The organism is Tamilnaduibacter salinus (genome assembly GCF_003096655.1).
In the GTDB taxonomy this organism is placed as follows: domain Bacteria; phylum Pseudomonadota; class Gammaproteobacteria; order Pseudomonadales; family Oleiphilaceae; genus Tamilnaduibacter; species Tamilnaduibacter salinus.
The window spans coordinates 515,244-535,490 of sequence record NZ_QEKQ01000002.1; the positions used below are offsets into that span (position 1 = coordinate 515,244).

At 60.7% G+C, this 20,247-nt stretch carries 16 protein-coding genes; 4 read left to right on the plus strand and 12 right to left on the minus strand.

Going from position 1 to position 20,247, the window contains the following annotated elements; all coding sequences use genetic code 11:
• Window positions 1-123: 123 nt before the first annotated feature.
• From C8D92_RS04930 to C8D92_RS04945, 4 genes are all read right to left on the minus strand, one after another.
• Window positions 124-420: a hypothetical protein gene (locus C8D92_RS04930; protein WP_095610291.1), complete on the minus strand. Its 297-nt coding sequence runs from the start codon at window positions 418-420 to the stop codon at window positions 124-126.
• Between the two features lie 53 nt (window positions 421-473).
• Window positions 474-1,382 carry an NAD-dependent protein deacetylase gene (locus tag C8D92_RS04935; RefSeq protein WP_116918586.1) on the minus strand — a complete coding sequence of 303 codons (909 nt, stop codon included), beginning with the start codon at window positions 1,380-1,382 and terminating at the stop codon, window positions 474-476.
• A gap of 161 nt (window positions 1,383-1,543) precedes the next feature.
• A complete protein-coding gene (locus C8D92_RS04940; protein WP_116918587.1) occupies window positions 1,544-3,637 on the minus strand; it encodes a TonB-dependent siderophore receptor in 2,094 nt (697 codons plus the stop codon).
• 117 nt (window positions 3,638-3,754) lie between these two features.
• Window positions 3,755-4,744: a helix-turn-helix transcriptional regulator gene (locus tag C8D92_RS04945; RefSeq protein ID WP_133243103.1), complete on the minus strand. Its 990-nt coding sequence runs from the start codon at window positions 4,742-4,744 to the stop codon at window positions 3,755-3,757.
• 278 nt (window positions 4,745-5,022) lie between these two features.
• Here C8D92_RS04945 and C8D92_RS04950 point away from each other — a divergent pair, with 278 nt between their 5' ends.
• Genes C8D92_RS04950 through C8D92_RS04960 form a run of 3 tightly spaced genes read left to right on the plus strand, consistent with a single transcriptional unit; the run spans window position 5,023 to window position 10,791 of the window.
• Window positions 5,023-6,453 (plus strand): efflux transporter outer membrane subunit, encoded by a 1,431-nt coding sequence (locus C8D92_RS04950; RefSeq protein WP_116918589.1) that lies wholly within the window; start codon window positions 5,023-5,025, stop codon window positions 6,451-6,453.
• Window positions 6,437-7,645, plus strand: coding sequence for an efflux RND transporter periplasmic adaptor subunit (locus C8D92_RS04955; RefSeq protein WP_116918590.1), 1,209 nt, complete (start codon window positions 6,437-6,439; stop codon window positions 7,643-7,645). Before C8D92_RS04950 ends, C8D92_RS04955 begins: the two co-directional genes overlap by 17 nt.
• Window positions 7,642-10,791, plus strand: a complete 3,150-nt coding sequence (locus C8D92_RS04960) for an efflux RND transporter permease subunit (RefSeq protein ID WP_116918591.1) — start codon at window positions 7,642-7,644, stop codon at window positions 10,789-10,791. Before C8D92_RS04955 ends, C8D92_RS04960 begins: the two co-directional genes overlap by 4 nt.
• A 47-nt stretch (window positions 10,792-10,838) precedes the next feature.
• Here C8D92_RS04960 and C8D92_RS04965 read toward each other — a convergent pair whose 3' ends face one another.
• From C8D92_RS04965 to C8D92_RS04980, 4 genes are all read right to left on the minus strand, one after another.
• Entirely contained in the window at window positions 10,839-11,585 is a 747-nt protein-coding gene (locus tag C8D92_RS04965; protein WP_116918592.1) for a substrate-binding periplasmic protein, read from the minus strand.
• A gap of 280 nt (window positions 11,586-11,865) precedes the next feature.
• Window positions 11,866-14,040 carry a catalase/peroxidase HPI gene (katG, locus tag C8D92_RS04970; RefSeq protein ID WP_116918593.1) on the minus strand — a complete coding sequence of 725 codons (2,175 nt, stop codon included), beginning with the start codon at window positions 14,038-14,040 and terminating at the stop codon, window positions 11,866-11,868.
• A gap of 354 nt (window positions 14,041-14,394) precedes the next feature.
• Window positions 14,395-15,375 carry a universal stress protein gene (locus C8D92_RS04975; protein WP_095612334.1) on the minus strand — a complete coding sequence of 327 codons (981 nt, stop codon included), beginning with the start codon at window positions 15,373-15,375 and terminating at the stop codon, window positions 14,395-14,397.
• Window positions 15,372-17,039 (minus strand): cation:proton antiporter, encoded by a 1,668-nt coding sequence (locus tag C8D92_RS04980; protein WP_116918594.1) that lies wholly within the window; start codon window positions 17,037-17,039, stop codon window positions 15,372-15,374. Before C8D92_RS04980 ends, C8D92_RS04975 begins: the two co-directional genes overlap by 4 nt.
• Window positions 17,040-17,202: 163 nt before the next feature.
• On the opposite strand from C8D92_RS04980, the gene C8D92_RS04985 reads away from it, so the two are divergent.
• On the plus strand, window positions 17,203-17,589 hold the full coding sequence (locus C8D92_RS04985) for a DUF2750 domain-containing protein (protein WP_116918595.1): 387 nt from the start codon (window positions 17,203-17,205) through the stop codon (window positions 17,587-17,589).
• An 18-nt stretch (window positions 17,590-17,607) separates the two neighbouring features.
• On the opposite strand, the gene C8D92_RS04990 is transcribed toward C8D92_RS04985, so the two are convergent.
• From C8D92_RS04990 to C8D92_RS05005, 4 genes are all read right to left on the minus strand, one after another.
• Window positions 17,608-18,306, minus strand: coding sequence for an aspartate/glutamate racemase family protein (locus C8D92_RS04990; RefSeq protein WP_116918596.1), 699 nt, complete (start codon window positions 18,304-18,306; stop codon window positions 17,608-17,610).
• A 32-nt stretch (window positions 18,307-18,338) separates the two neighbouring features.
• Window positions 18,339-18,827 (minus strand): hypothetical protein, encoded by a 489-nt coding sequence (locus C8D92_RS04995; RefSeq protein ID WP_095612338.1) that lies wholly within the window; start codon window positions 18,825-18,827, stop codon window positions 18,339-18,341.
• 304 nt (window positions 18,828-19,131) lie between these two features.
• A complete protein-coding gene (locus C8D92_RS05000) occupies window positions 19,132-19,503 on the minus strand; it encodes a putative zinc-binding metallopeptidase (protein WP_116918597.1) in 372 nt (123 codons plus the stop codon).
• A gap of 103 nt (window positions 19,504-19,606) precedes the next feature.
• Window positions 19,607-20,224 carry a TPM domain-containing protein gene (locus C8D92_RS05005; RefSeq protein ID WP_116918598.1) on the minus strand — a complete coding sequence of 206 codons (618 nt, stop codon included), beginning with the start codon at window positions 20,222-20,224 and terminating at the stop codon, window positions 19,607-19,609.
• Window positions 20,225-20,247 lie beyond the last annotated feature (23 nt).

A 20,247-nucleotide genomic window follows, 5' to 3' on the forward strand; every position in this document is an offset into this window, starting at 1 on the left:
CGGCATTTGTGATAATCAGTTATGTTTGTGGACCCTAACAGCACGGGTTGTGCCTGTCATCAACGGATTGTTACAGGATCGGCGGGCGAAAAAGGAGCCCCGTCAGGAGCGTATCCAAGGCGATTACTGATCGTCGAATACCTGATAACGGCGGAAGTACCAGACCATGAACGGCGCTTCAATGGCGAAGAACGTCAGCAGTGTAAACCAGAACCAGTTCAGGTCGATGACCAGGGCATTGAACGACTCATCGGTTCCCCAGAAGACGGACCCCACCACTGTCAGCGGGATCGCCGTCGCCACCAGGTCATTGACCGCGAGCCTGCGAAGATTACCCGCCGCGAAGGCGGGATACACCAGACCGTATGCCACCACAATCACGGCGACATTCAACAGAAGAACAGCGGCTTCAGGTGCCATTGTGATCCCATACCCGTGAATGACTGGGGAATGCGCATTGGCGCAGGCACATCCTAACAGCTTCCGGGCGGTCGAAGCCGGTCGAGGACAAGGGATAACGTCTCGCCAATGCGGGCATTGAGGGTCAGATCAGCGATTGGGTCGGCCCGGGTTCGTCCCAGGTTGAGCGTCGCAATCGGTTTGCCCCACTCGCTGGCGTAACGACAGAAGCGGAAGCCCGAGTACACCATCAGCGAGGATCCGATGGCGAGCAGACCGTCACTGGCCTGAAGGGCCTCTTTTGCCGCATCCACCCGTGCTTTGGGCACAAAATCACCAAAGAAGACGACGTCCGGCTTGAGGACGCCATCGCACCTGGGACAATTCGCAACCTTGAACGCTGAAAAGTCCCGTTCGAGATCCGCATCACCATCCGGCGCGTGCTCAGCTGAGAGATTGCTGAACGACGGGTTCAGTGCCGAACACCACTCGTGGACGTCATCCCGACGGCATCGGTACCCACAATGCATGCAGAGCACTTCGTCAGCCCGACCGTGCAAATCGAGGACTCGCTGACTTCCCGCGCGCTGGTGCAGCCGATCCACGTTCTGGGTCACCACCTGGTGGATGTGGTTCCGCTGTTCGAGCTCCGCCAGGTGGTGATGGGCCGGGTTCGGCCGGGCGTTGCGGATGACCGGCCAGCCCACCAGGCTGCGCGCCCAGTACCGCCGCCTCAGGTGCTCATCCGCCATGAACGCCTGGTGCTGGACCGGCTGCTTGCGCTTCCAGCCGCCCTCGTCATCCCGATAGTCCGGAATGCCCGATTCGGTACTGATCCCGGCCCCCGTCAGTATGAACAGCCGGGGATGACGCTGGATAAAATCAGACAGGGCCTCCGCCGCCACACCAGCCGGCAGGGTCTCCGGTCGGCCCGAGGATGGGGGAAGGGCGACGGCATTCACTGAAGATCGGATTCTCGGCATGGTTCCCTGACCGACAGATGACGACACATCTCAAAGATTATAGTGGGCCGACCGCATCATCAAATGATCCTGTCGCACAGATGGAACGGATGCGCTCGCCTGATTATATGGAAGGAGGGAGCACCACCCCCGTCAGACCGGAGGTGGTGCGTTGTCGGTGATCAGAAGCGGTAGGAGGCGGTCGCGGTCACGTTCCGCTCCGCACCGAAGTAGCAGAAATTCGTGCTGTTGAAGCAGGACGCGACATATTCCTTGTCCAGCAGGTTGTTCACGTTCAGGCGGGCCGACACCCCAGGCAGGCCAACATGACGGAAGTCATAGCCCAGAGCCAGATCCACGAGCGTGTAGTCCGGTACCTGACGGGTATTGGCGTCGTCGGCCCAGATGTCCGCCATGTGACGCACGCCCAGCCCCGCACTGGCGCCATTCAGAGCACCTTCAGTGAAGCGGTAGTCTGCCCAGGCCGTCACCTGATGCTTGGGCACCTGACTCGCATCATTGCCTTCACGATACGCCTCGGACTTTTCGAACATGACGTCCGTGTAAGCGTACCCAACCTGCAGCCCCAGGTTCTCGCTCACCTGCGTCTTCGCCTCAAGCTCTAAGCCCTGCGACTGAATCTCACCGATCGCCCGGTAGAAGGGTTCCTGAGGCAACTTGGTGGCCAGATTCTCCTGATGAATACGGAACAGCGACAGCGTGTACAGATCGCGGGATCCGACCGGCTGGTACTTCAGACCGGTCTCAATCTGACGCCCTTCGGACGGCTCGATCAGATTCCCGTCAGCATTTCTGAACGCGTTTGGTGAGAAACTCGTGGAATAAGAGGCGTACGGCGCGATGCCGTTGTCGAAGTAATAGAGCAGACCCGCGCGACCGCTGAACTGAGTCTCATCCAGCTCCGCCGCCGCGTTGGTATCGCGGTTGGTATTCTCGATGTCCACCCAGTCATAACGTCCTCCCAGATTCAGGCGCCAACCGCCGATGGCCATCTGGTCCTGCAGGTAGAGACCGGTCTGACTGACTTCCCGCAGGTTACGCGAGGGCCCAGAGAGAGCCGTTGGTTCCGCCCCGTACTGCGGATTAAAGGCATCAATCGCGGGAAACGCCCCCCTGGGCCAGACCACATCATTCCGACGCTGCTGATAATCCAGCCCAACCAGCAGGGTGTGGTCAACCGCGCCGATCGCCAGATGGCCTTTGACCTGGTTGTCCACGGTGACGGCTTCCAGATCCTCCTCTGCGGCGGAGTAAAAACGAAGCAGCTCGGTATCGGACGCCCAGCCAAAGGCATAGACCTGCTGGAGTTTCACATCGGAACTCAGATGACGGAACTTCTGGGTCACAGACCACTGGGAATTGAGCTGATGCTCCAGGTCGTAACCGACCATCGCCATGTCGCGGCTGAAGCGTTTGTAGTCCGGTTCGCCCTCGAAGAACGTGTTGTCAATCTTGCGCCCGTTGCGGGGCACGACGGTCCCTTCGTATGGCAGACCACTGTGGTATCCACCCTCCGGATCGCTCTGCAGGTAGGCCAGCAATGTCAGTGACGTGTCATCGGTGATGTCCCACATCAGTGAGGGGGCGATGGCCCGGCGCTCTTCTTCCACAAAATCCTGTTGGGCATCGGCTGCGGAGAGAATGCCGGTCAGCCGGTAGGCAACGCGTTGGTCGTCATCCACCGGCCCGGTCACATCAAATGCGAACTCACGCTGCGCATTGTTACCGAGTCGCGCACGCACCTCACCGCCAAACTCGTATTCCGGACGCTTGCTGGTGAGCGCCACGATACCACCGGGCGAGCTGCGACCGTACAGAACCGACGTCGGGCCCTTCACGATTTCAATCCGGTCGAGGAACCAGGGATCGATGGCGAAGGAACTGAAGGAGCCGCCATCGTTCATGACCTTCAGGCCATCCAGGAACGTGTTGTTGATGCTCCCGCTGGAGAAGCCGCGCAGGATCAGATAATCATAGCGGTTTGACGACCCGATCTGATTGGTCCCCACACCGGGTGTGTAGTTGGCGGCCCGCTGCACGCTCTCGGCGTCCTTCTCCTGCCAGTCTTCGCTCTCGATCACAGAGACAGACTGGGGCGTCTCCACAACCGGGGTCTCCGTCTTGGTCGCGCCTTTCGTCGCGGTAACAGTCAAGGCATCCAGCCGTGTTGTGTCATCGGCAACAGCATTCGCGGATGCCGACAGCCCCAATACAGACAGCGCGACAGCCCGCGATAGCCGGGACGGTTGGAACATGGACAACCTCCATTAATCAAACGTTGATATTCGGTAATGAGAATTATTCTATTTCACGACACCACAAAGGTATGCGCGCTGCCAGAAAATCTATGCGGCGTGACAGAATGGACCGGGTCAGGCGGGGGCAGACGGGGGGTCGCCGGCAATATCGCTGGGCGAGCACCGGAAATGCTTCCGGAATGCGGTGGCAAAGTTGGTCGCGTGCCGGTACCCAGACTGATGCGCCGCCTGCTGCACACTGTGGCCTTGCTCCAGGAGGCTCCAGGCCAACTCCAGACGACACTTGCGTAGGTACTCAAACACGGAAACCCCGTAGGTCCGGCGGAACTTGTCCCGCAAGCTGCTTGGGCTCATGGCCGCATGCGCGGCGAGATCCTGAAGTGAGTACGAATCGCCCGGCGCGAACGCCATCAACTGACGGACGGTTTCCAGCCGCTGCCTGGAGCCCGACGGGAACACGGGTACCCGATGGCGGGGAGGCGCCGGATAGCCATGCCCGACCAACTGAAGGGCCAGACCCTCCAGAATCAGCCGACGCTGGGAATCCGCCCCGCCCTCCGACAGGGTTTGCTGAAGCAGGCCGAACAGGTCCTTGGGCACCCGCCAGGGATGGAACGGCAGCCGAGCCTCGTTCAGAACCTGTGTCAGCAGGTCGTTGTGGGCACTGCTCTCGGCCAGATGGGCCGGGTCAAGCGCCAGGGTGGCTGTCTTGAGCCGCTGACCGGAGAGATGGATGGCGTGCAGCGACTGCCCATCGCCCAGTCGAAGACTCAGCGCCATACCGGGATGGAACTCCCGTTGCCACGCGCCAACTCGCAACGTCACACACCCAGACAGAATAACCACGATCAAAAGAGGCGAGCGGCCCTGCGAAATCGATTCGTAGGGCTCCAGAACATCCAGTTCCGAGCTGGTAAACCAGAACCCGGAACGCAACAACCATTCCTGAACACACCCCCTAGCCACCGTCGGACTCGAAGCCCGGGCGTCATCACGCACACCCAGAGAGGGAAACTGAAAGCGAATGCCGTAATGCCGGCCAAAGCTCAGGAAGTCATCGACACAGAACGGTTGCGGCTGGAAGGCCAGCTGAGTGTCCGACACGGGCGGGCGCCTCGATCTGAAACAACAGAAGCAGTTTACCAACCCGAACCAACCACAACAATAATACGAATGATTCGTAACACGCCTTGTTCCTTTGGCCGAATGAGGATGGCAGTCTCACCGATCAGCGCTTTTCGGGGAACTTTTGTGTTCGGTATGGTCCATGGGGTCACCCGCGTCGTCATCGTGGACACGATATCGTTCGTATCGATTGGACGACGCAGAGCCGACGCGCGGCCGACTCTGACCAACGACGATGCAAGGAATCCGGACGCCCCATGCCCAAGGCCAGCCACAGCACTGACAACAGGACGGGCCGATTCGGCCCACTGCTGCTGATCCCGGCGCTGTTGGTTGGGTGCGCAACGACTGGCCACTCACCAGACCAGACGCCCCCTCCCGTCACCGTTCCGGAGTCGTTCAGCCAGACCGGTGATCTGACCGCTCCGGGGCGCTGGTGGCGCGCCTTCGATGACAACGCTCTGGAACAGCTGATTCAGGACGCGCTGGGGCAGAATCTCGACCTTCGCGCCGCCTACGAACGACTTCGACAATCCCGGGCCGTTCTCGAACGGGAGTCCGCTTCGCTCTACCCCAATCTGAGCGGTAACGCCAGTGCCGAAACCCGGCGAAGCGACACCGCCAGCGCCGACAGCGAGACCGTGACCCTGGGACTGAGCTCGGAATACGAAGTGGACCTGTGGGGCCGGATCGACGCACAGGTCGACGCCCAACAGTTCCAGGTTCGGGCCTCCCGGGCCGATTACCAGACGGCCGCCCTCTCCCTGGCCGGAGAGCTGACCAATACCTGGTTTCAACTGCTGGAACAGCGGGCCCAGCTGGATCTGGCGCATGATCAGCTTGAGACCAACCGGAACGTCCTGTCCCTGATCCGACGGCAGTTCGCCAGCGGGCAGGCCAACAGCGCCGACGTCCTCCGCCAGCAACAGCTCGTGGAGTCCTCCCGGGAGCGGATACTCACGGTGGAATCACGCATCGGGGTGCTCAGGCACCAACTGTCGGTGCTCCTCGGGGAAGCACCGCTGGACGAAACACTTCCCGACGGTCGCTCGCTCCCCACCGCCGGGCCTCTGCCCGATACCGGCATCCCGTCCGAGCTGGTCCAGCGCCGCCCGGATATCCAGCAGCGCTACAACGCCCTCAAGGCGGCGGATGCCGAGCTGGGGGCCGCCATGGCGAACCGATGGCCCCGACTGACGCTGACCGCATCGGTCACCACGCGGGAGAACAGCGTCAACGACCTTTTCGATAACTGGACCGCCGGCCTGGCGGGCAATCTTGTCGCGCCGCTGATTGACGCCGGCCAGCGGGATGCGGAAGTCGCCCGGACCCGTTCCGTCCGCCAGCAGCGACTGTACGAATTCGGTCAGTCCATCCTGATCGCATTTCAGGAAGTCGAAGACGCCCTCATTCAGGAACGCAAGCAGCGGCGGCGCATCAAAAGCCAGTCACAACAACTGAAGCTGGCAGACGCCACCTATGACCAGCGCCGAAGCCAGTACGTCAATGGCGTGGTCGATTACATCGATGTGCTGACCGCCCTTCAGGACCGACAGGAACTGCGCCGCGCCCTGCTCTCGGCCCGCCGCCAGCTACTGGATTACCGGATTGCCCTGTACCGGGCCCTTGCCGGTCCGCTAGCGAGCGCCCCTTCCGACGGAGAAACCCCGAATGACACAACCGATTAACGAGGAGGCTGCCCGCCCGGAAACCGGTCGTGCCGGGCGCCTGAAAACCGCTCTGATTTCGCTGGTGATCCTCGTCGTTGGCATTGGCCTGATCTGGCTGATCTTCCGAACCGAGCCACAGGCGACCCGACAGGACGCTGCCCGGGACACCGCCATGCTGGTGGACGTTACCCCGGTCACCATCAGTGACTACCGCCCCATCATCGACGTCATGGGCCGGGTGACGGCAGCCCGGGAAGTCGCCCTGAGCCCACGGGTCGGCGGACAGGTCATTGAGCAGTCAGACGCCCTGTCCCCCGGCGCCTCCGTCTCTGACGGGGAAACGCTCGCCCGCATTGATCCGGCGGACTACCAGGCTGCGCTCGCCCAGCGCCGCAGCGAACTGAAACAGGCCGAAGCGGATCTGGCCATTGAGCAGGGGCAACAATCGGTCGCCCGCGAGGAATTCCAGCTCATGGGCGACGACATCGAGGGCATGAATCGGGCCCTCGTTCTTCGCGAACCGCAACTCAAGCAGGCCGAAGCCGCCGTCCAGAGCGCCGAGGCGGCTGTCCGCCAGGCCGAGCTGAATCTGGAGCGCACCACCGTCACCGCCCCGTTTGATTCCCAGGTATTGAGCCGGTCGGTCACAGTCGGGTCTCAGATCAACGCCGGTGAGACCATGGCGCGTCTGGTAGCCACTGACCGCTACTGGGTGGAAGCGACGGTGCCCCTGTCCAGGCTGAGCCGCCTTCAGTTCGGTGGCGATCCGGGTTCGAACGTCCGCATCCGCAACCAATCCGCGTGGGCCGACGGCCAATACCGGGAAGGCCATCTACTGCGCCTGGTCGGGGAGCTGGATGAACAGTCCCGAATGGCCCGGGTTCTGATCACGGTCGATGATCCGCTCGCGCTGTCCGCGTCCAAGAACCGCAAACCGCCCCTGCTGCTCGGCAGCTATGTCAGCAACCGGATCGAGGGACGAACCATCGAGAACGTCGTACGCATCGACCGCGATCTTGTGAGGCGTAACGAGACGGTCTGGGTGATGCAGGACGGGGCGCTGAGCATCCGCGATGTGAACATCGTATTCCGCGATGGCCGGTATGCCTACATCGACCAGGGGCTGAACGATGGCGACCGGGTCGTCAGTAGCGATCTCGCCAGCGTGGTCGAGGGGGCTGCACTGCGGGTTGAGGCCAGCGACTCATGACCGAACCGTCCAACCAGAGCCCCCAACGCCAGGGCTGGGTCGGTCCCCTCGAGTGGATGGCCCGCAATTCCATTGCCGCCAACCTGCTGATGATCCTGCTGATCGGCAGTGGTGTGTGGATGGCCTTCCAGATTCAGAAAGAGGTCTTCCCCGAGGCGCAGCTGGACATCGTTCAGGTCCAGATGAGCTACCCGGGCGCCGCGCCCAGCGAAGTCGAACAGGGCATTCTCCTGCCTGTTGAGGAAGCGGTTCAGGGCATCGAGAGCATCAAGGAGATGACGTCCACCGCCTGGGAGGGCGCGGCCCGCATCCAGCTCGAACTGGTGGCCGACGCCAATCGGATGCAGGCCCTGCAGGACATTGAGCAGGCCGTGGATCGTATCCGCACCTTCCCCCAACAGGCCGAAGAACCCCGGGTAAGCCTGCAGACCCGGACCCGCGACGTCATGGAGCTGGTTCTCTACGGCGACGTCGATATCTGGACGCTGCGCCAGTTGGGCGAACGTGTCCGGGATCGTCTGCTGGGCGAAAACGACATCACCCGCGCGGTCATCAGCGATGTGCCCGAATACCTCACCAGCATTGAGATTCCCCAACGGGAACTGCGCGAACACGGCCTGACGCTCGACGAAGTCGCCACCCTCATCGAACGAAACAGTCAGGACATTCCGGCCGGCCGTATGGCCACCGATCAGGGGGACATCCTGCTGCGGCTTCAGGAGCGCAAGCAGTGGGCGAATGCGCTGGAGCGCATCGTTGTGCGCCGCTCAGAGTCCGGCGCCACCGTCACCCTCGGGGACCTGGCCCGGGTGGAAGACGGTTTCGACGAGGCCGGTTTTCACTCCCGTTTCAACGGTCAGCCGTCGATCGAGATCGAGCTGTTCCGCACCGGCAGCCAATCGCCCCTGGACGTGGCCGCCGCGGGCAGGCGGGTCATGGACGAACTCCGCGACACCCTGCCCGACCGGGTCAAGGTCCGCATCGACGGCAACCGGGCCGAGCATTTCCAGGACCGGATGACGATGCTGCTGGAAAACGGCGTCTTTGCGATTGCCATCGTGCTGGTCATCCTCAGCCTGTTCCTCGAATACCGCCTGGCGTTCTGGATCATGATGGGCATGACCATTTCCTTCGTCGGCAGCATCGTGTTTCTCCCCATGCTCGGGATCAGCATCAACATGATCTCCATGTTCGGTTTCCTGATGGTGCTGGGCATCGTGGTGGACGACGCCATCGTGGTGGGGGAGAACATCTATGAGTACCGGGAACGGGGCATGGACTTCATGAGCGCCGCCATCCAGGGCGCGAAGGACATCGCCGGCCCCGTCACATTCAGCATCCTCACCAACATCGTGGCATTCCTGCCGCTGCTGTTCATACCCGGCGTGACGGGCAATTTCTGGTGGCCGCTGGGTGCTGTGGTGATCGTGGTGCTGGCGATTTCCCTGTTTGAGGCACTGTTCATTCTGCCCGCCCATCTGGGCCACAGCGGCAAAGGCACGGTGACCATTTACGGCGACGCCCTGCATGCCATCCAGCGCGTCTTCTCACGTGGTTTCCAGCGCGTGGTGGATGGCATCTACCGCCCCCTGCTCGACCGTGCACTGCGGTACCGCTACGTCACGCTGACCAGCGCGGTGACCATCATGCTGGTGGTCGGCGCCTACGCCAGCAGCGACCACATGGGCATGATCATGATGCCGGAGGTGCCGGCGGACGAGATCGAAGCCGGCGTAACACTTCCGGTCGGAACCACCACACGACAGGCCGGTGAACTGGCACTGGCCGTCACGGGGACAACGCGCCAGATGCTCGATAACAGCCCGTCACTGCAGCGCAATGTCGAAGGCATTAAAACCAATGTCCGCGGCGAACAGAAGATCGATGTGGAGCTGGTACTCCGGCCCGAAGCCGAACGGGACATGACCGTCAACGCCATCGTCGAGCTCTGGCGCAACCGGATCGGCGATTTCAAGGGCGTGGATCAGATCACCTTCGAGGCGGAACAGGGCCCCGGAAGCTGGCGTGATGACATCAGTGTCGACCTGAGCCACGCCGACATCGACATTCTCGCCACGGCCAGTGACCGACTCGTGCAGGAACTGAAGTCCCTGTCCCAGACTCGAAACGTCAACGACAGCTATACCTCCGGTAAGCCCCAGCTTGATTTCCGCCTGACCGATCAGGCGCACGCGCTCGGCCTGACCGGTGCCGACATCGGTCAGCAGATCCGCGATGCTTTCTATGGATCGCTCGCGCTGCGTCAGCTTCGCGGCACCAACGAGAACGAAATCCGGGTCCGGCTGCCGGAATACCAGCGTCAGGACACGCAGTACCTGGAGAACCTGATCATCCAGACACCCGATGGTGGTGAGGTCCCCCTGATGGACGTGGTGTCGGTCACGGGCAGTGAGGCGTTCCGTTCGATCAGTCGCCGGGACGGGCGCCGGGTGGTCACTGTAGGGACCGATGTGGAACCCAAGAGTGCGACGGTGCAGGTGCTCAACGAGCTGCAGACGAACGTCCTGCCCACGCTGCGGGCCGACTACCCGGGGCTGACCTGGACGTTCCAGGGCGGGCAGGCGGACATGCGCGAATCGACACAGGCCCTGTGGGGTGGCTTCGCAATCGCCATGGGCGTCATCTACGCCCTGCTGGCCGTAGCGTTCAGCAGCTACTTACAGCCGCTCATCGTCATGCTGGCCATCCCCTTCGGTGCCGTAGGCGCCATCATGGGTCATATGGTGCTGGGGCATGACCTGTCGCTGGTCAGTTTCATGGGGATCATTGCCCTGTCTGGGGTGGTGGTGAACGATTCGCTGATCATGGTGGATTACGCCAACCGACGGCGCGGCACCGAAAGCGCGTTCCAGGCGATCTACGAGGCGGGGCTACGACGCTTCCGCCCCATCGTGCTGACCACGCTCACCACGTTCGGCGGACTGACGCCCATCATTCTGGAGACGTCGCTGCAGGCGGCCTACCTGATCCCCATGGCGGTGTCTCTGGGCTTCGGCATCGTGTTCGCGACGGCGTTGATCCTGTTCCTCGTACCCTGTTTCTATCTGGTGCTGGAGGATGGGCTTCGACTGACCCGTTGGATGCATCATGGACCAGAGGGCCAACGGGGGCACTCTCAGGGTTAGCGTTCCGTCAAGGGGCCTGTGTCGATCGGCGTGGCGACCGTACCGGCCTAATAGACCAGTTCCTGCGTCGAGTCTTCAAAGATCCGGTGGTAGGTGCCATCCAGAACCAGCTCGGAAATGGCCACATTGAACAACGCCATGAGCCGCGCACCCTGGCGCGTTAAATGGAAACGATAGGCCAACCGCCGGCCGCCGAACTCGTCCCCGATGTTCAACTGCTCGGACAGGTCCCGGCGCGCCAGCAACGCCATTACATCCTGACGGTACTCAATGGTCGCGTCGATTCGTCCATAGAGCAGCTTATCCACGTTCTGCTGAAACGATCTGGCTTCCTCAAGCTCAATGGACGGGTCGTTACGCAACTCAGATGGGTAGAAGCGCCCCCGGACCACCCCGACCGTTTTACCAGCAAGACCGCGGATGCCGTCAATGCGCGAAGCGCCTTTCGCGGTGACCAGAACGAAACCATGAGTTCGGGCCACGGGCATGCCCGTCATACCAGGCTGAGTCCGATCGCCGACAATCTCAGGAAACAGCACCTCGGCTTCTCCATCAGCAAACATCTTGTTTGCCCTCGCCCACGCATTAATCACGTAGAGCTCGCAAGGCGTTCCCATGGCTTCAACCCGATCAAGCACGGTCCGGGTCCAATCGAGATTAGCCTGCGTCAGCGCCTCATCGCTGGTCGGCCCTACCACGACGTCACACGCCCCGGGCAACGACTGACCTCGGGCCCCCAGGCTGACAACAAAAAGCATGGCGGCGACCGCCATGCGAACAGCAGGAGCACGCATTCACAACGCCTCTCATACAAAACCGACCAATCTACAGCGTAGCAACGGTCGCGGGTATTGAGTAGCGGAGGCCGAAGAGCCAGTCTCACAACGGCCCCAAAGGACAGTCGCGATCACAAAACCACTAACAATATGAAAAATCGATTATTCGACTTGAAAAAGCAACTCAGAGGAGGGGGCTTGGCCGGATCATCGTTTTTGGTTGACGGGGCGAAAAGGCGCTCTGGAATACACCAGAGCGCCTTTTGCTATCGCCTTTGAGAAAACGTCCTTCCGGGAGTCATCCGTCAAGATCGAAGCGATCCGCGTTCATGACCTTCACCCAAGCGGCAATAAAATCGTTGATGAATTTCTCCTGATTGTCGTCCTGGGCATAGACCTCAGCATAAGACCGAAGAATGGAGTTGGAGCCGAACACGAGATCGACCCGCGTCGCCGTCCACTTCGTCTTGCCGGAGGCACGATCGACCACCTCATACTGGTTATACCCTTTGGGTTCCCAGCTGTTGGCCATGTCGGTCAGGTTCACGAAGAAATCATTCGTGAGCTGCCCTTCCCGATTCGTGAACACGCCCTCTTTGGCGCCACCAAAGTTAGCGCCCAGAACGCGCATACCGCCAAGGAGCACGGTCATTTCAGGTGCCGTCAGTCCCATTAGCTGAGCGCGGTCCAGCATGAGTTTCTCAGGCGACACGGAATAGTCTTTCTTAAGCCAGTTTCGGAACGCGTCGTGAACCGGTTCCAGCCATTCGAAGGACTCCGCGTCCGTCATTTCATCTGTGGCATCACCACGACCAGGCTCAAACGGCACAGAGACTGGGTGACCCGCCGCAGCCGCTGCTTTTTCAATGCCAACGTTACCGGCAAGAACAATCACGTCAGCCAAGCTGGCGTCAGAGTTCGCGGCGATCCCTTCCAGCACGTCCAACACCTTTTGCAGGCGTTTTGGCTCGTTGCCTTCCCAGTCTTTTTGGGGCGCAAGGCGAATGCGCGCGCCATTGGCACCGCCACGCATGTCAGAACCACGGAAAGTCCGCGCGCTGTCCCAGGCTGTTGCGACGAGTTCGGCAACACTCAGGCCACTGTTGGCGATCTGAGTCTTGATGCCCCCTACGTCATAACGCGTGTTACCGACCGGAATGGGATCCTGCCAGATCAAATCTTCCTTGGGTACTTCCGGACCGATGTAACGATCTTTTGGCCCCATGTCCCTGTGGGTCAGCTTGAACCATGCCCGAGCAAAGGCATCCTCGAATTCTTCCGGGTTGTCGCGGAACCTCTCAGAAATTTTCCGATAGGATGGGTCGACCTTCATCGCCATATCGGCATCAGTCATCATGGGCATGCGTCGGATCGACGGGTCTTCCACGTCTACCGGCATATCCTCTTCCTTGATGTTCTTTGGTTGCCACTGGTTGGCGCCAGCCGGACTCTTTGTCAACTCCCATTCATAGTCAAGCAGTATCGCAAAATAACCATGATCCCACTGGGTCGGGTTGGTCGTCCAAGCACCTTCCAGACCGCTCGTCACAGCATCGCGACCGATACCACGCGCACCTTTCATGTTCCAGCCGAGCCCCTGCTCAGCAATGTCCGCCGCTTCCGGTTCAGGACCGACTTTCTCGGCATCACCATTACCATGGCATTTACCAACTGTATGGCCACCGGCAGTCAGTGCCACGGTCTCCTCATCGTCCATCGCCATCCGCGCGAAAGTCTCGCGCACATCATGGGCGGTTTTCTGGGGATCGGGGACACCGTCAACGCCTTCCGGGTTCACGTATATGAGCCCCATCATAACGGCGGCGAGGGGATCTTCCAGGTCCCGCTCTCCAGAATAGCGACTCTTCTCATTATCACTCGTCGCCAGCCATTCCTCCTCGGCACCCCAATAGATATCGTCTTCCGGGTGCCAGATGTCTTCGCGGCCAAAGGCAAAACCAAACGTTTTAAAGCCCATCGACTCGTAGGCCACATTCCCAGCCAGCACGATCAAATCAGCCCAGCTGATCTGATTCCCATACTTTTTCTTGATCGGCCAAAGCAAACGCCGCGCCTTATCAAGATTCCCGTTGTCTGGCCAGGAGTTAATCGGAGCAAACCGCTGGTTGCCCGTTCCGGCACCGCCGCGACCGTCCGCTACCCGGTAGGTACCAGCGGCGTGCCATGCCATACGAATCATCAGACCGCCATAATGCCCCCAGTCAGCTGGCCACCAGTCCTGACTGTCGGTCATCAGGTCAGTCAGGTCTTTCTTGAGCGCATCCACATCCAGTTTTTTCAGTTCTTCGCGATAGTCGAAATCTTGACCCATCGGGTCGGATTTTCGGTCGTGCTGATGCAGAATTTCCAGACGGAGATTGTCAGGCCACCAACTCATGTTCGTCCGATCTGCGCTGGTATTGCCGCCATGCATCACCGGGCACTTTCCTGCGCCTGTGTTGTTGCCACTCATTCAGTCTCTCCTGCTATCTCTCGATCATTTAAAGTGAGCGCCCAGGAGTCTGCGCGGTAGAAATCGTGCCAGGCGAGATCGTCCCACTGCGAGGCCATTTTGACGGTCATTTGAGGCGCATCGTGGTTCTATGTAACGACAATGAGCGCTCAAAAGGGACCGCATTGGGGCGATCGCAGCGGTGCGACTTTCTACCGCGCAGACTCCTCGGCACCCCAATAGCGTAGATCAACTAACCCGCGCCTGCCTCATTTGCTTTTTCTAATAAACTCATAGGGTGAGTCAGCTATTGAATGCCTCACAGCCTACAGATTCGACCGTTTCAAATGTCCTGCATGGGAAGTCTCTTCCGGCTCATTCGCCAACTGGAGACACAAAGCCGTCAGGCTTCACCGCAAGGACAGAGCATGGCAACTGGTCCAGGATCGCCTCCGCCGTATTGCCGATGATCAGCCCACGAATCCCGGTGCGCGCCACCGTTCCCATGATGACGAGATCTGCCCCAATGGCCCTCGCCTGTTCCGGAACGACCGTGCGCGCAGCGCCTTTGGGTAACTGCACACGCGGGGACAGGTACTGGTAGGACTCTTCACCGACTTGCTGGCGCAGCTGGTGGGTCAGCGCTTCCATCCCCGCGTGATGTCGAGCCCGTTCGGCCTCCAGCATTTTTACCTCGGCCACTTCGGGATCGTCCGTCCACATGGAGGCAAAACCGGTCTCCGGCGCATCCCACGCGTGGACGATGTGCAGTTGTGCAAAGTCCGATAGCGATATGGACGCGCCAAGGCTAACGATCTGTTCATTCAGGGAGCGGTTCTTGGCGTCCGACTCCGCCACATGGCCACCGTCCGGCGGATCAAAATCCACTGCCGCCATAATGTTCGAATAGTTGGTTTTCTCATCCGCCCGCATCATCCAGACGGGGCAGGGGCATTTGCGCAACAGGTGCATGTCATCGCTGCCGAACAGACGCTCGCTCCAGTTCGGGTTTTCGGCTGCCTTCATCACGAGGTCGTAACCGTCGCGTAACACCGCCCGGATGACTTCCAGGAACGGGGTACCGAACAGAATCTGGATTTCCACGTCGGAGCCACCACCGGCCGACTCAACCAACGATTCCAGCTCCTCACTCCGGTTCGTAACCAGCCGGTCCCTCAGATCATCCACCGACGGCGCCCCGGGGAGTCCGCCAGCACTCAGTATCCACTCCGGAACGACCTCCACAACCGTCAGTCCGGCCTGGTTGCTCTTCGCGAACGAGACGGCCCGGACAATGGCATCGGACTGAGGCACCGATGACTGAGCCACGTACAGGATGTTCTTGAAACGCTTCATAACGCTCTCCCTGTTTCTGGGGCCACGCTGCCGTCGAGTTCCGACAGCAGCCACTCGGACGCTTCTTTGGCCGCATCAGCATACGGAATCAACACCAGATCAACGCCCGCATCGCGAAGATCCTGTGCATGCCGTTCGCTTGACGTGGCAATGGCGACCCGCCCCGGATAATTCGACTGCTTAAGACCATGCAACAGCATCCGATTGATGGTCTGGTCACGAACCGTGCTGACCACCCAACGGGTGTGTTCAAGCGGCAATGTCGCGACAAACTCCGGATCCTCCGCATCCCCATAGTGGACGTAATAACCATCACGATCATGCTTTAGAACGGTTGTCGGGTCGAAGTCCACCACCAGAAGCCGGCATCCGCGATCCCTCAGGTTGGCCGCCAGAGCCGCCCCATAACGCCCCAGCCCCACCAGCAGGATATCGACACCCTCTTTGATATCGAACGGCGCATCGAGTTCCCGGTGGGGCACCCGGCGCTCGAAAAGGGTCAGCCACGGTGCAAGGCGCTCGTAGATCGCGTGCGAGTAGAGAATCATGTAGGTGGAGACGCTGATCGTGATCAGCCCGACCAGCGTGATCAGCCCCACGGTTTCCTGCTCAAGGTGGCCAAGACTCAGACCAAGGGCTGCGAGAATCAGAGAGAATTCGCTGATCTGAGCGACCGTCAGCCCGGCGAGAAACCCGGTTCGTTTGCGGTACCCCATCACGCCCATGATGGCCATGACGATCAGAGGATTCCCCACCAGCACAAAGACCGAGAGCACGATGGCCGAACCGACCTGAGCCCCGAGTGAACTGAGGTTCAGCGTCGCCCCCAGCTCAATGAAGAAGAACAGCAGCAGAAAATCCCGCAGACTGACAAGGCGGGCCGCCACCTGCTCACGGTAGGGAGTGGATGCGATGGACACTCCGGCGAGAAAGGCCCCAACTTCACGACTGAACCCGAGCGCATCACCCGCAACGGCGCCCAGTACGGCCCACGCAATCGCAAAGAGCATCAACAGTTCGGATGAATGCGCCAGCCGGTGCAGCACCTTGGGGAGCACGTAGCGCATCAGCAACGCGACGGCGACGAGCATGAAGGCCCCTTTAACGAGAACCTGCAGGGCTTCCCAGCCGAGATCGACGTCATCACCGCCCTGCCCGAAAGCGGTGAGACCGATCATGACCAGCACCACCACGATGTCCTGAACGATCAGGAACCCGACCGCGATGCGGCCATGCAGCGAGTCCACTTCGCGCTTGTCCGTCAGCAGCTTGACGATGATGATGGTGCTGGAGAAGGTCAGCGCGACGGCCACGTACAGGGCCGTGACGGGCGCCATGCCGAGCGTGATCGCAATCAGGTAGCCGATCACGGAGGTGAACACAACCTGCCCGAGACCCGACGCCAGGGCAACCGGCCCGACGGTCCGGATGATGTGGAGGTCGAGCTTGAGCCCGACGATGAACAACAGCAGCGCGATGCCGAGTCTCGCAAACAGCTCGACTTCACTGCTGTGAGCCACCATGCCGGATACCGATGGCCCGAGCAGAATCCCAACCGCGATAAAGGCAACGATCAATGGCTGGCGCAGCCGCTGAGCGATACCGCCCCCGATGACCGCCAGACCCAGAATGATCCCGATCTGTACGAAGGTGTTTTCGAACATCGAGAAAGTGCCTCACGTCCGCTGCAAACCACTCCCCGCCAAGCTTAGCCGCTTCACATTCCAGTGGTCACCTTTTTTCGGAGAGAAAATCGGGAGCGGAGGGTATCCTCCCCGGCCACGGTGGCGTAGCCTCTGTCCAAAAGCACCAGCAGTGAGACCCCTTATGAGCAACAACGACCTGAATGACGTACTTGGCTGGAGCGCCGAAGAGCGGTTCGACTTTTTCCTGGATCAGGTGGTTGAGGAGAAGGAAATCTGGATCCTCGTGAATGACGAGAATCAGTTCCTGAAGCTCTATTCCGAGGAAGACGGCCTGGAATACCTGCCGGTCTGGCCACGCGCCGAGTTCGCCGCCGACTATTCCAGCGACACGGATGAGTTGCAGCCCAAAAGCGTTCCGCTGCCCCAGTTCCTGAAAAAGTGGGTTCCGGGGCTGACAAAAGACGGGCTGGAAGTCGGCGTCTTCCCCGGCGCGGACGATACCCTGTGGGTCACCGGGCCGGCGGAGCTGGAAAGCGACCTTCAGGAGGCGCTCTCCGCCGCTTTCTGAGCGCCGCCAGCGGTCTGGTTACGGTTCGTCGTCCAGTGCGAACCGGACGGCCTGGTCGGCGTGGATCGCCGTCGTGTCATAAAGCGGCACGTCGGTATCCGCCCCCTGAATCAGCAGGCCGATTTCCGTACACCCGAGGATGACACCCTGGGCACCGGCGTCGGACAGTGATTGGACCACGTCCAGATAGGCGGATTTGGACTCCGGGTTCACCGTGCCGAGACACAGCTCCTCGTAAATCACCCGGTGAACCAGCGCCCGCTGGGCCTCATCCGGGACCAACACCCGAATCCCCCGCTCTTCCAGGCGCTCCCGGTAGAACGCCTGCTCCATCGTGAACGCTGTTCCCAGCAGGCCAACGCAGGTCACCTCGTCCTGATGCAGCACGTTGGCCGTGGCATCGGCGATATGCAGCAAAGGCACATCCACCGCATCACCGATGGCCGGCGCTACCTTGTGCATGGTGTTGGTACAAAGCACGAGAAAGTCCGCACCGGCGGAGACGACGGACCGTGCCGCCGAGGACAGAATATCCGCCGTCGCGTCCCAGTCCCCACGATGCTGCAGGGCTTCCATTTCCGCAAAATCCACGCTGTAGAGAACACTCTTTGCCGAATGCAATCCACCCAAATGGTCGCGGACACCCTCGTTAATCAACCGGTAGTAGGTCTGGGTCGACTCCCAGCTCATGCCACCGATCAGGCCGATGGTCTTCATAATGACCCTCCCTGTTTGTGTTGTTTGCGGGTTCAGGAACCATGACTGTCAATCACACGCACGGCCACACTGGTGTGCTGTACGCCGCTCTCGCTCTTGTGTTTTGAGCCAAAGACATGAAGCCACTCCCCCTTGACCAACGTCAGATCCCCCTGGCCGGTCATCTGGCCATTGTGCGTGCGGAACGCGCCGGCGTACCCGAACCGGACGGTCTGCGGGGCGTCTCTGACCCCCTCAAGGGCATAGCCCATCGAAAACCCCGCCACGGATAGAAAGCCCGTCTCTTCCGGCGAGACAGTCACAGTGACGCGACGGGATTGGTCCAGAAAGTCGGGCAGGACACCCGACGGACCCACTTCCGGACCGGTCGCCCGACACCCACAGTAGCGGATATCCAGAAGCAGCGGTTTACTGGCGCGGAACGCCGCGAGGTCACGCGGATCCGCCTGCAGATGCCCCGCGCTCATCAACAGAACCAGTAGAACGGACGAGAGAAGACGGTTGGACAGCCATCCTGGCACAGGACCTCCTTGTTCGACATGAGCATCATGAGACTCGCCAGCATAGCAAACAACAGCAATGCCCCGCCCCGTTGCATCGCCGCTCAGTTGCCGTCACCGGCGATCTGGCGGCCTGTCGCCTGATGGAGGCCTAATCGTCCGCAGACCCGACTCCGGGAAACGCCTCCAGCGAGTCGACCGCCTGCTTACATACCCGCCATGCCAGCCGCCTCAACTCGTTTGGCGATCCAGTCCCGTTTGTGCCATGGGTGGACGCCGGCATCCGCAGACACCCCACACTCACATCGGATCCTGGGCGCCCCGGTTATAAGCCCAGCGCCCCCCGCCTCAGCCAGTCGTGTACAAACGCCAGCTTGTGCCGCGCATGCTCGGATAGCACGAACGGATACAGGTCGGACAACCCCATGGAGCGGGCCGCCTCGGTCTGGGCCCAGTTGGGAATCGCATTGGGAATCGACGGATCCGGCGCCAGCGCCGTCATGGCACAGGAGCGGCAGAAGTGCCCTTCTTTGGGGGCAATCCAGTTACACCCGATCCGGTCCCGGTTGGCACAAAACGGCGGCGTCGGCAGAAACGACCGGGCCTGGGGGTCATAGGCGACGGGTGTGCCGTTGGCCGTCGCGAGGTTGTCAAAGTAGAGAGCCCCGGAGCCGACCGGGTTCGTGAAAACACGCATTCGGGCGACTCCGTGAACGAAGGATGGTCACTGCCATCATGTGGGTCTCCGGGACTCGAAGCAAGTCACCCGGCAGCCGGACGTCACACAACCGCTATACCGATCACGGCAGAATCACCAGATGATTGGGCAGTTCGTTGCGCTCGTGAGTCGCCGGTATGTGCTCTTTCAGGAGCGTGCCGCAGGCGGCAATGCAGTCCAGAAACCCCTGCCGGGTCTGGCCCTGGCGCACCTTCGCCGTAAAGTCCGCCACGATGTCTTCCCATACTTTATTGTCCAGAACATCGGCAATGCCCTGGTCCACCAGAATCTCCACATAGCGTTCGGCTTCTGAGACGAAGATCAGCACGCCGGTATCGCCTCTGGTGTGGTGCAGGTTCTGCTCCAGAAACTGCCGCCGCGCCAGATTGGAAGCGCGCCATTGCCGCACCTGCCAGGGAATCAGGCGGGTATTGATGGCCGGGATTCGAAACAGCAGGCTGAGCAGGATGAACGTGCTCCACTGCACCAGCAACAGCATGTCAGCACTGAGCCAACTGCCGAGGTAGTTGGCCATCCCCGGCACCAGCAGCGCCAGGATGCCCGCCCAGACCAGCGGGATATAGCTGTAGTTGTCGGACTGGGCCGTCAGCACGGTCACCAGTTCGGCATCGGTTTCCCGTTCCACCTCGTTAATGGCGGCGGTAACGGCTTCCTGATCGCTCTTGCTCAGTAGTGTCATGATTCTGTGACTCTCAATGTCAG

Excerpts from the sequence above, each read along its gene's own strand:
- C8D92_RS04930 (WP_095610291.1), bottom strand. The coding sequence starts at position 420 with ATGGCACCTGAAGCCGCTGTTCTTCTGTTGAATGTCGCCGTGATTGTG.
- C8D92_RS04935 (WP_116918586.1), bottom strand. The coding sequence starts at position 1,382 with ATGCCGAGAATCCGATCTTCAGTGAATGCCGTCGCCCTTCCCCCATCC.
- C8D92_RS04940 (WP_116918587.1), bottom strand. The coding sequence starts at position 3,637 with ATGTTCCAACCGTCCCGGCTATCGCGGGCTGTCGCGCTGTCTGTATTG.
- C8D92_RS04950 (WP_116918589.1), top strand. The coding sequence starts at position 5,023 with ATGCCCAAGGCCAGCCACAGCACTGACAACAGGACGGGCCGATTCGGC.
- C8D92_RS04955 (WP_116918590.1), top strand. The coding sequence starts at position 6,437 with ATGACACAACCGATTAACGAGGAGGCTGCCCGCCCGGAAACCGGTCGT.
- C8D92_RS04960 (WP_116918591.1), top strand. The coding sequence starts at position 7,642 with ATGACCGAACCGTCCAACCAGAGCCCCCAACGCCAGGGCTGGGTCGGT.
- C8D92_RS04965 (WP_116918592.1), bottom strand. The coding sequence starts at position 11,585 with ATGCGTGCTCCTGCTGTTCGCATGGCGGTCGCCGCCATGCTTTTTGTT.
- katG (WP_116918593.1), bottom strand. The coding sequence starts at position 14,040 with ATGAGTGGCAACAACACAGGCGCAGGAAAGTGCCCGGTGATGCATGGC.
- C8D92_RS04975 (WP_095612334.1), bottom strand. The coding sequence starts at position 15,375 with ATGAAGCGTTTCAAGAACATCCTGTACGTGGCTCAGTCATCGGTGCCT.
- C8D92_RS04980 (WP_116918594.1), bottom strand. The coding sequence starts at position 17,039 with ATGTTCGAAAACACCTTCGTACAGATCGGGATCATTCTGGGTCTGGCG.
- C8D92_RS04985 (WP_116918595.1), top strand. The coding sequence starts at position 17,203 with ATGAGCAACAACGACCTGAATGACGTACTTGGCTGGAGCGCCGAAGAG.
- C8D92_RS04990 (WP_116918596.1), bottom strand. The coding sequence starts at position 18,306 with ATGAAGACCATCGGCCTGATCGGTGGCATGAGCTGGGAGTCGACCCAG.
- C8D92_RS05000 (WP_116918597.1), bottom strand. The coding sequence starts at position 19,503 with ATGCGTGTTTTCACGAACCCGGTCGGCTCCGGGGCTCTCTACTTTGAC.
- C8D92_RS05005 (WP_116918598.1), bottom strand. The coding sequence starts at position 20,224 with ATGACACTACTGAGCAAGAGCGATCAGGAAGCCGTTACCGCCGCCATT.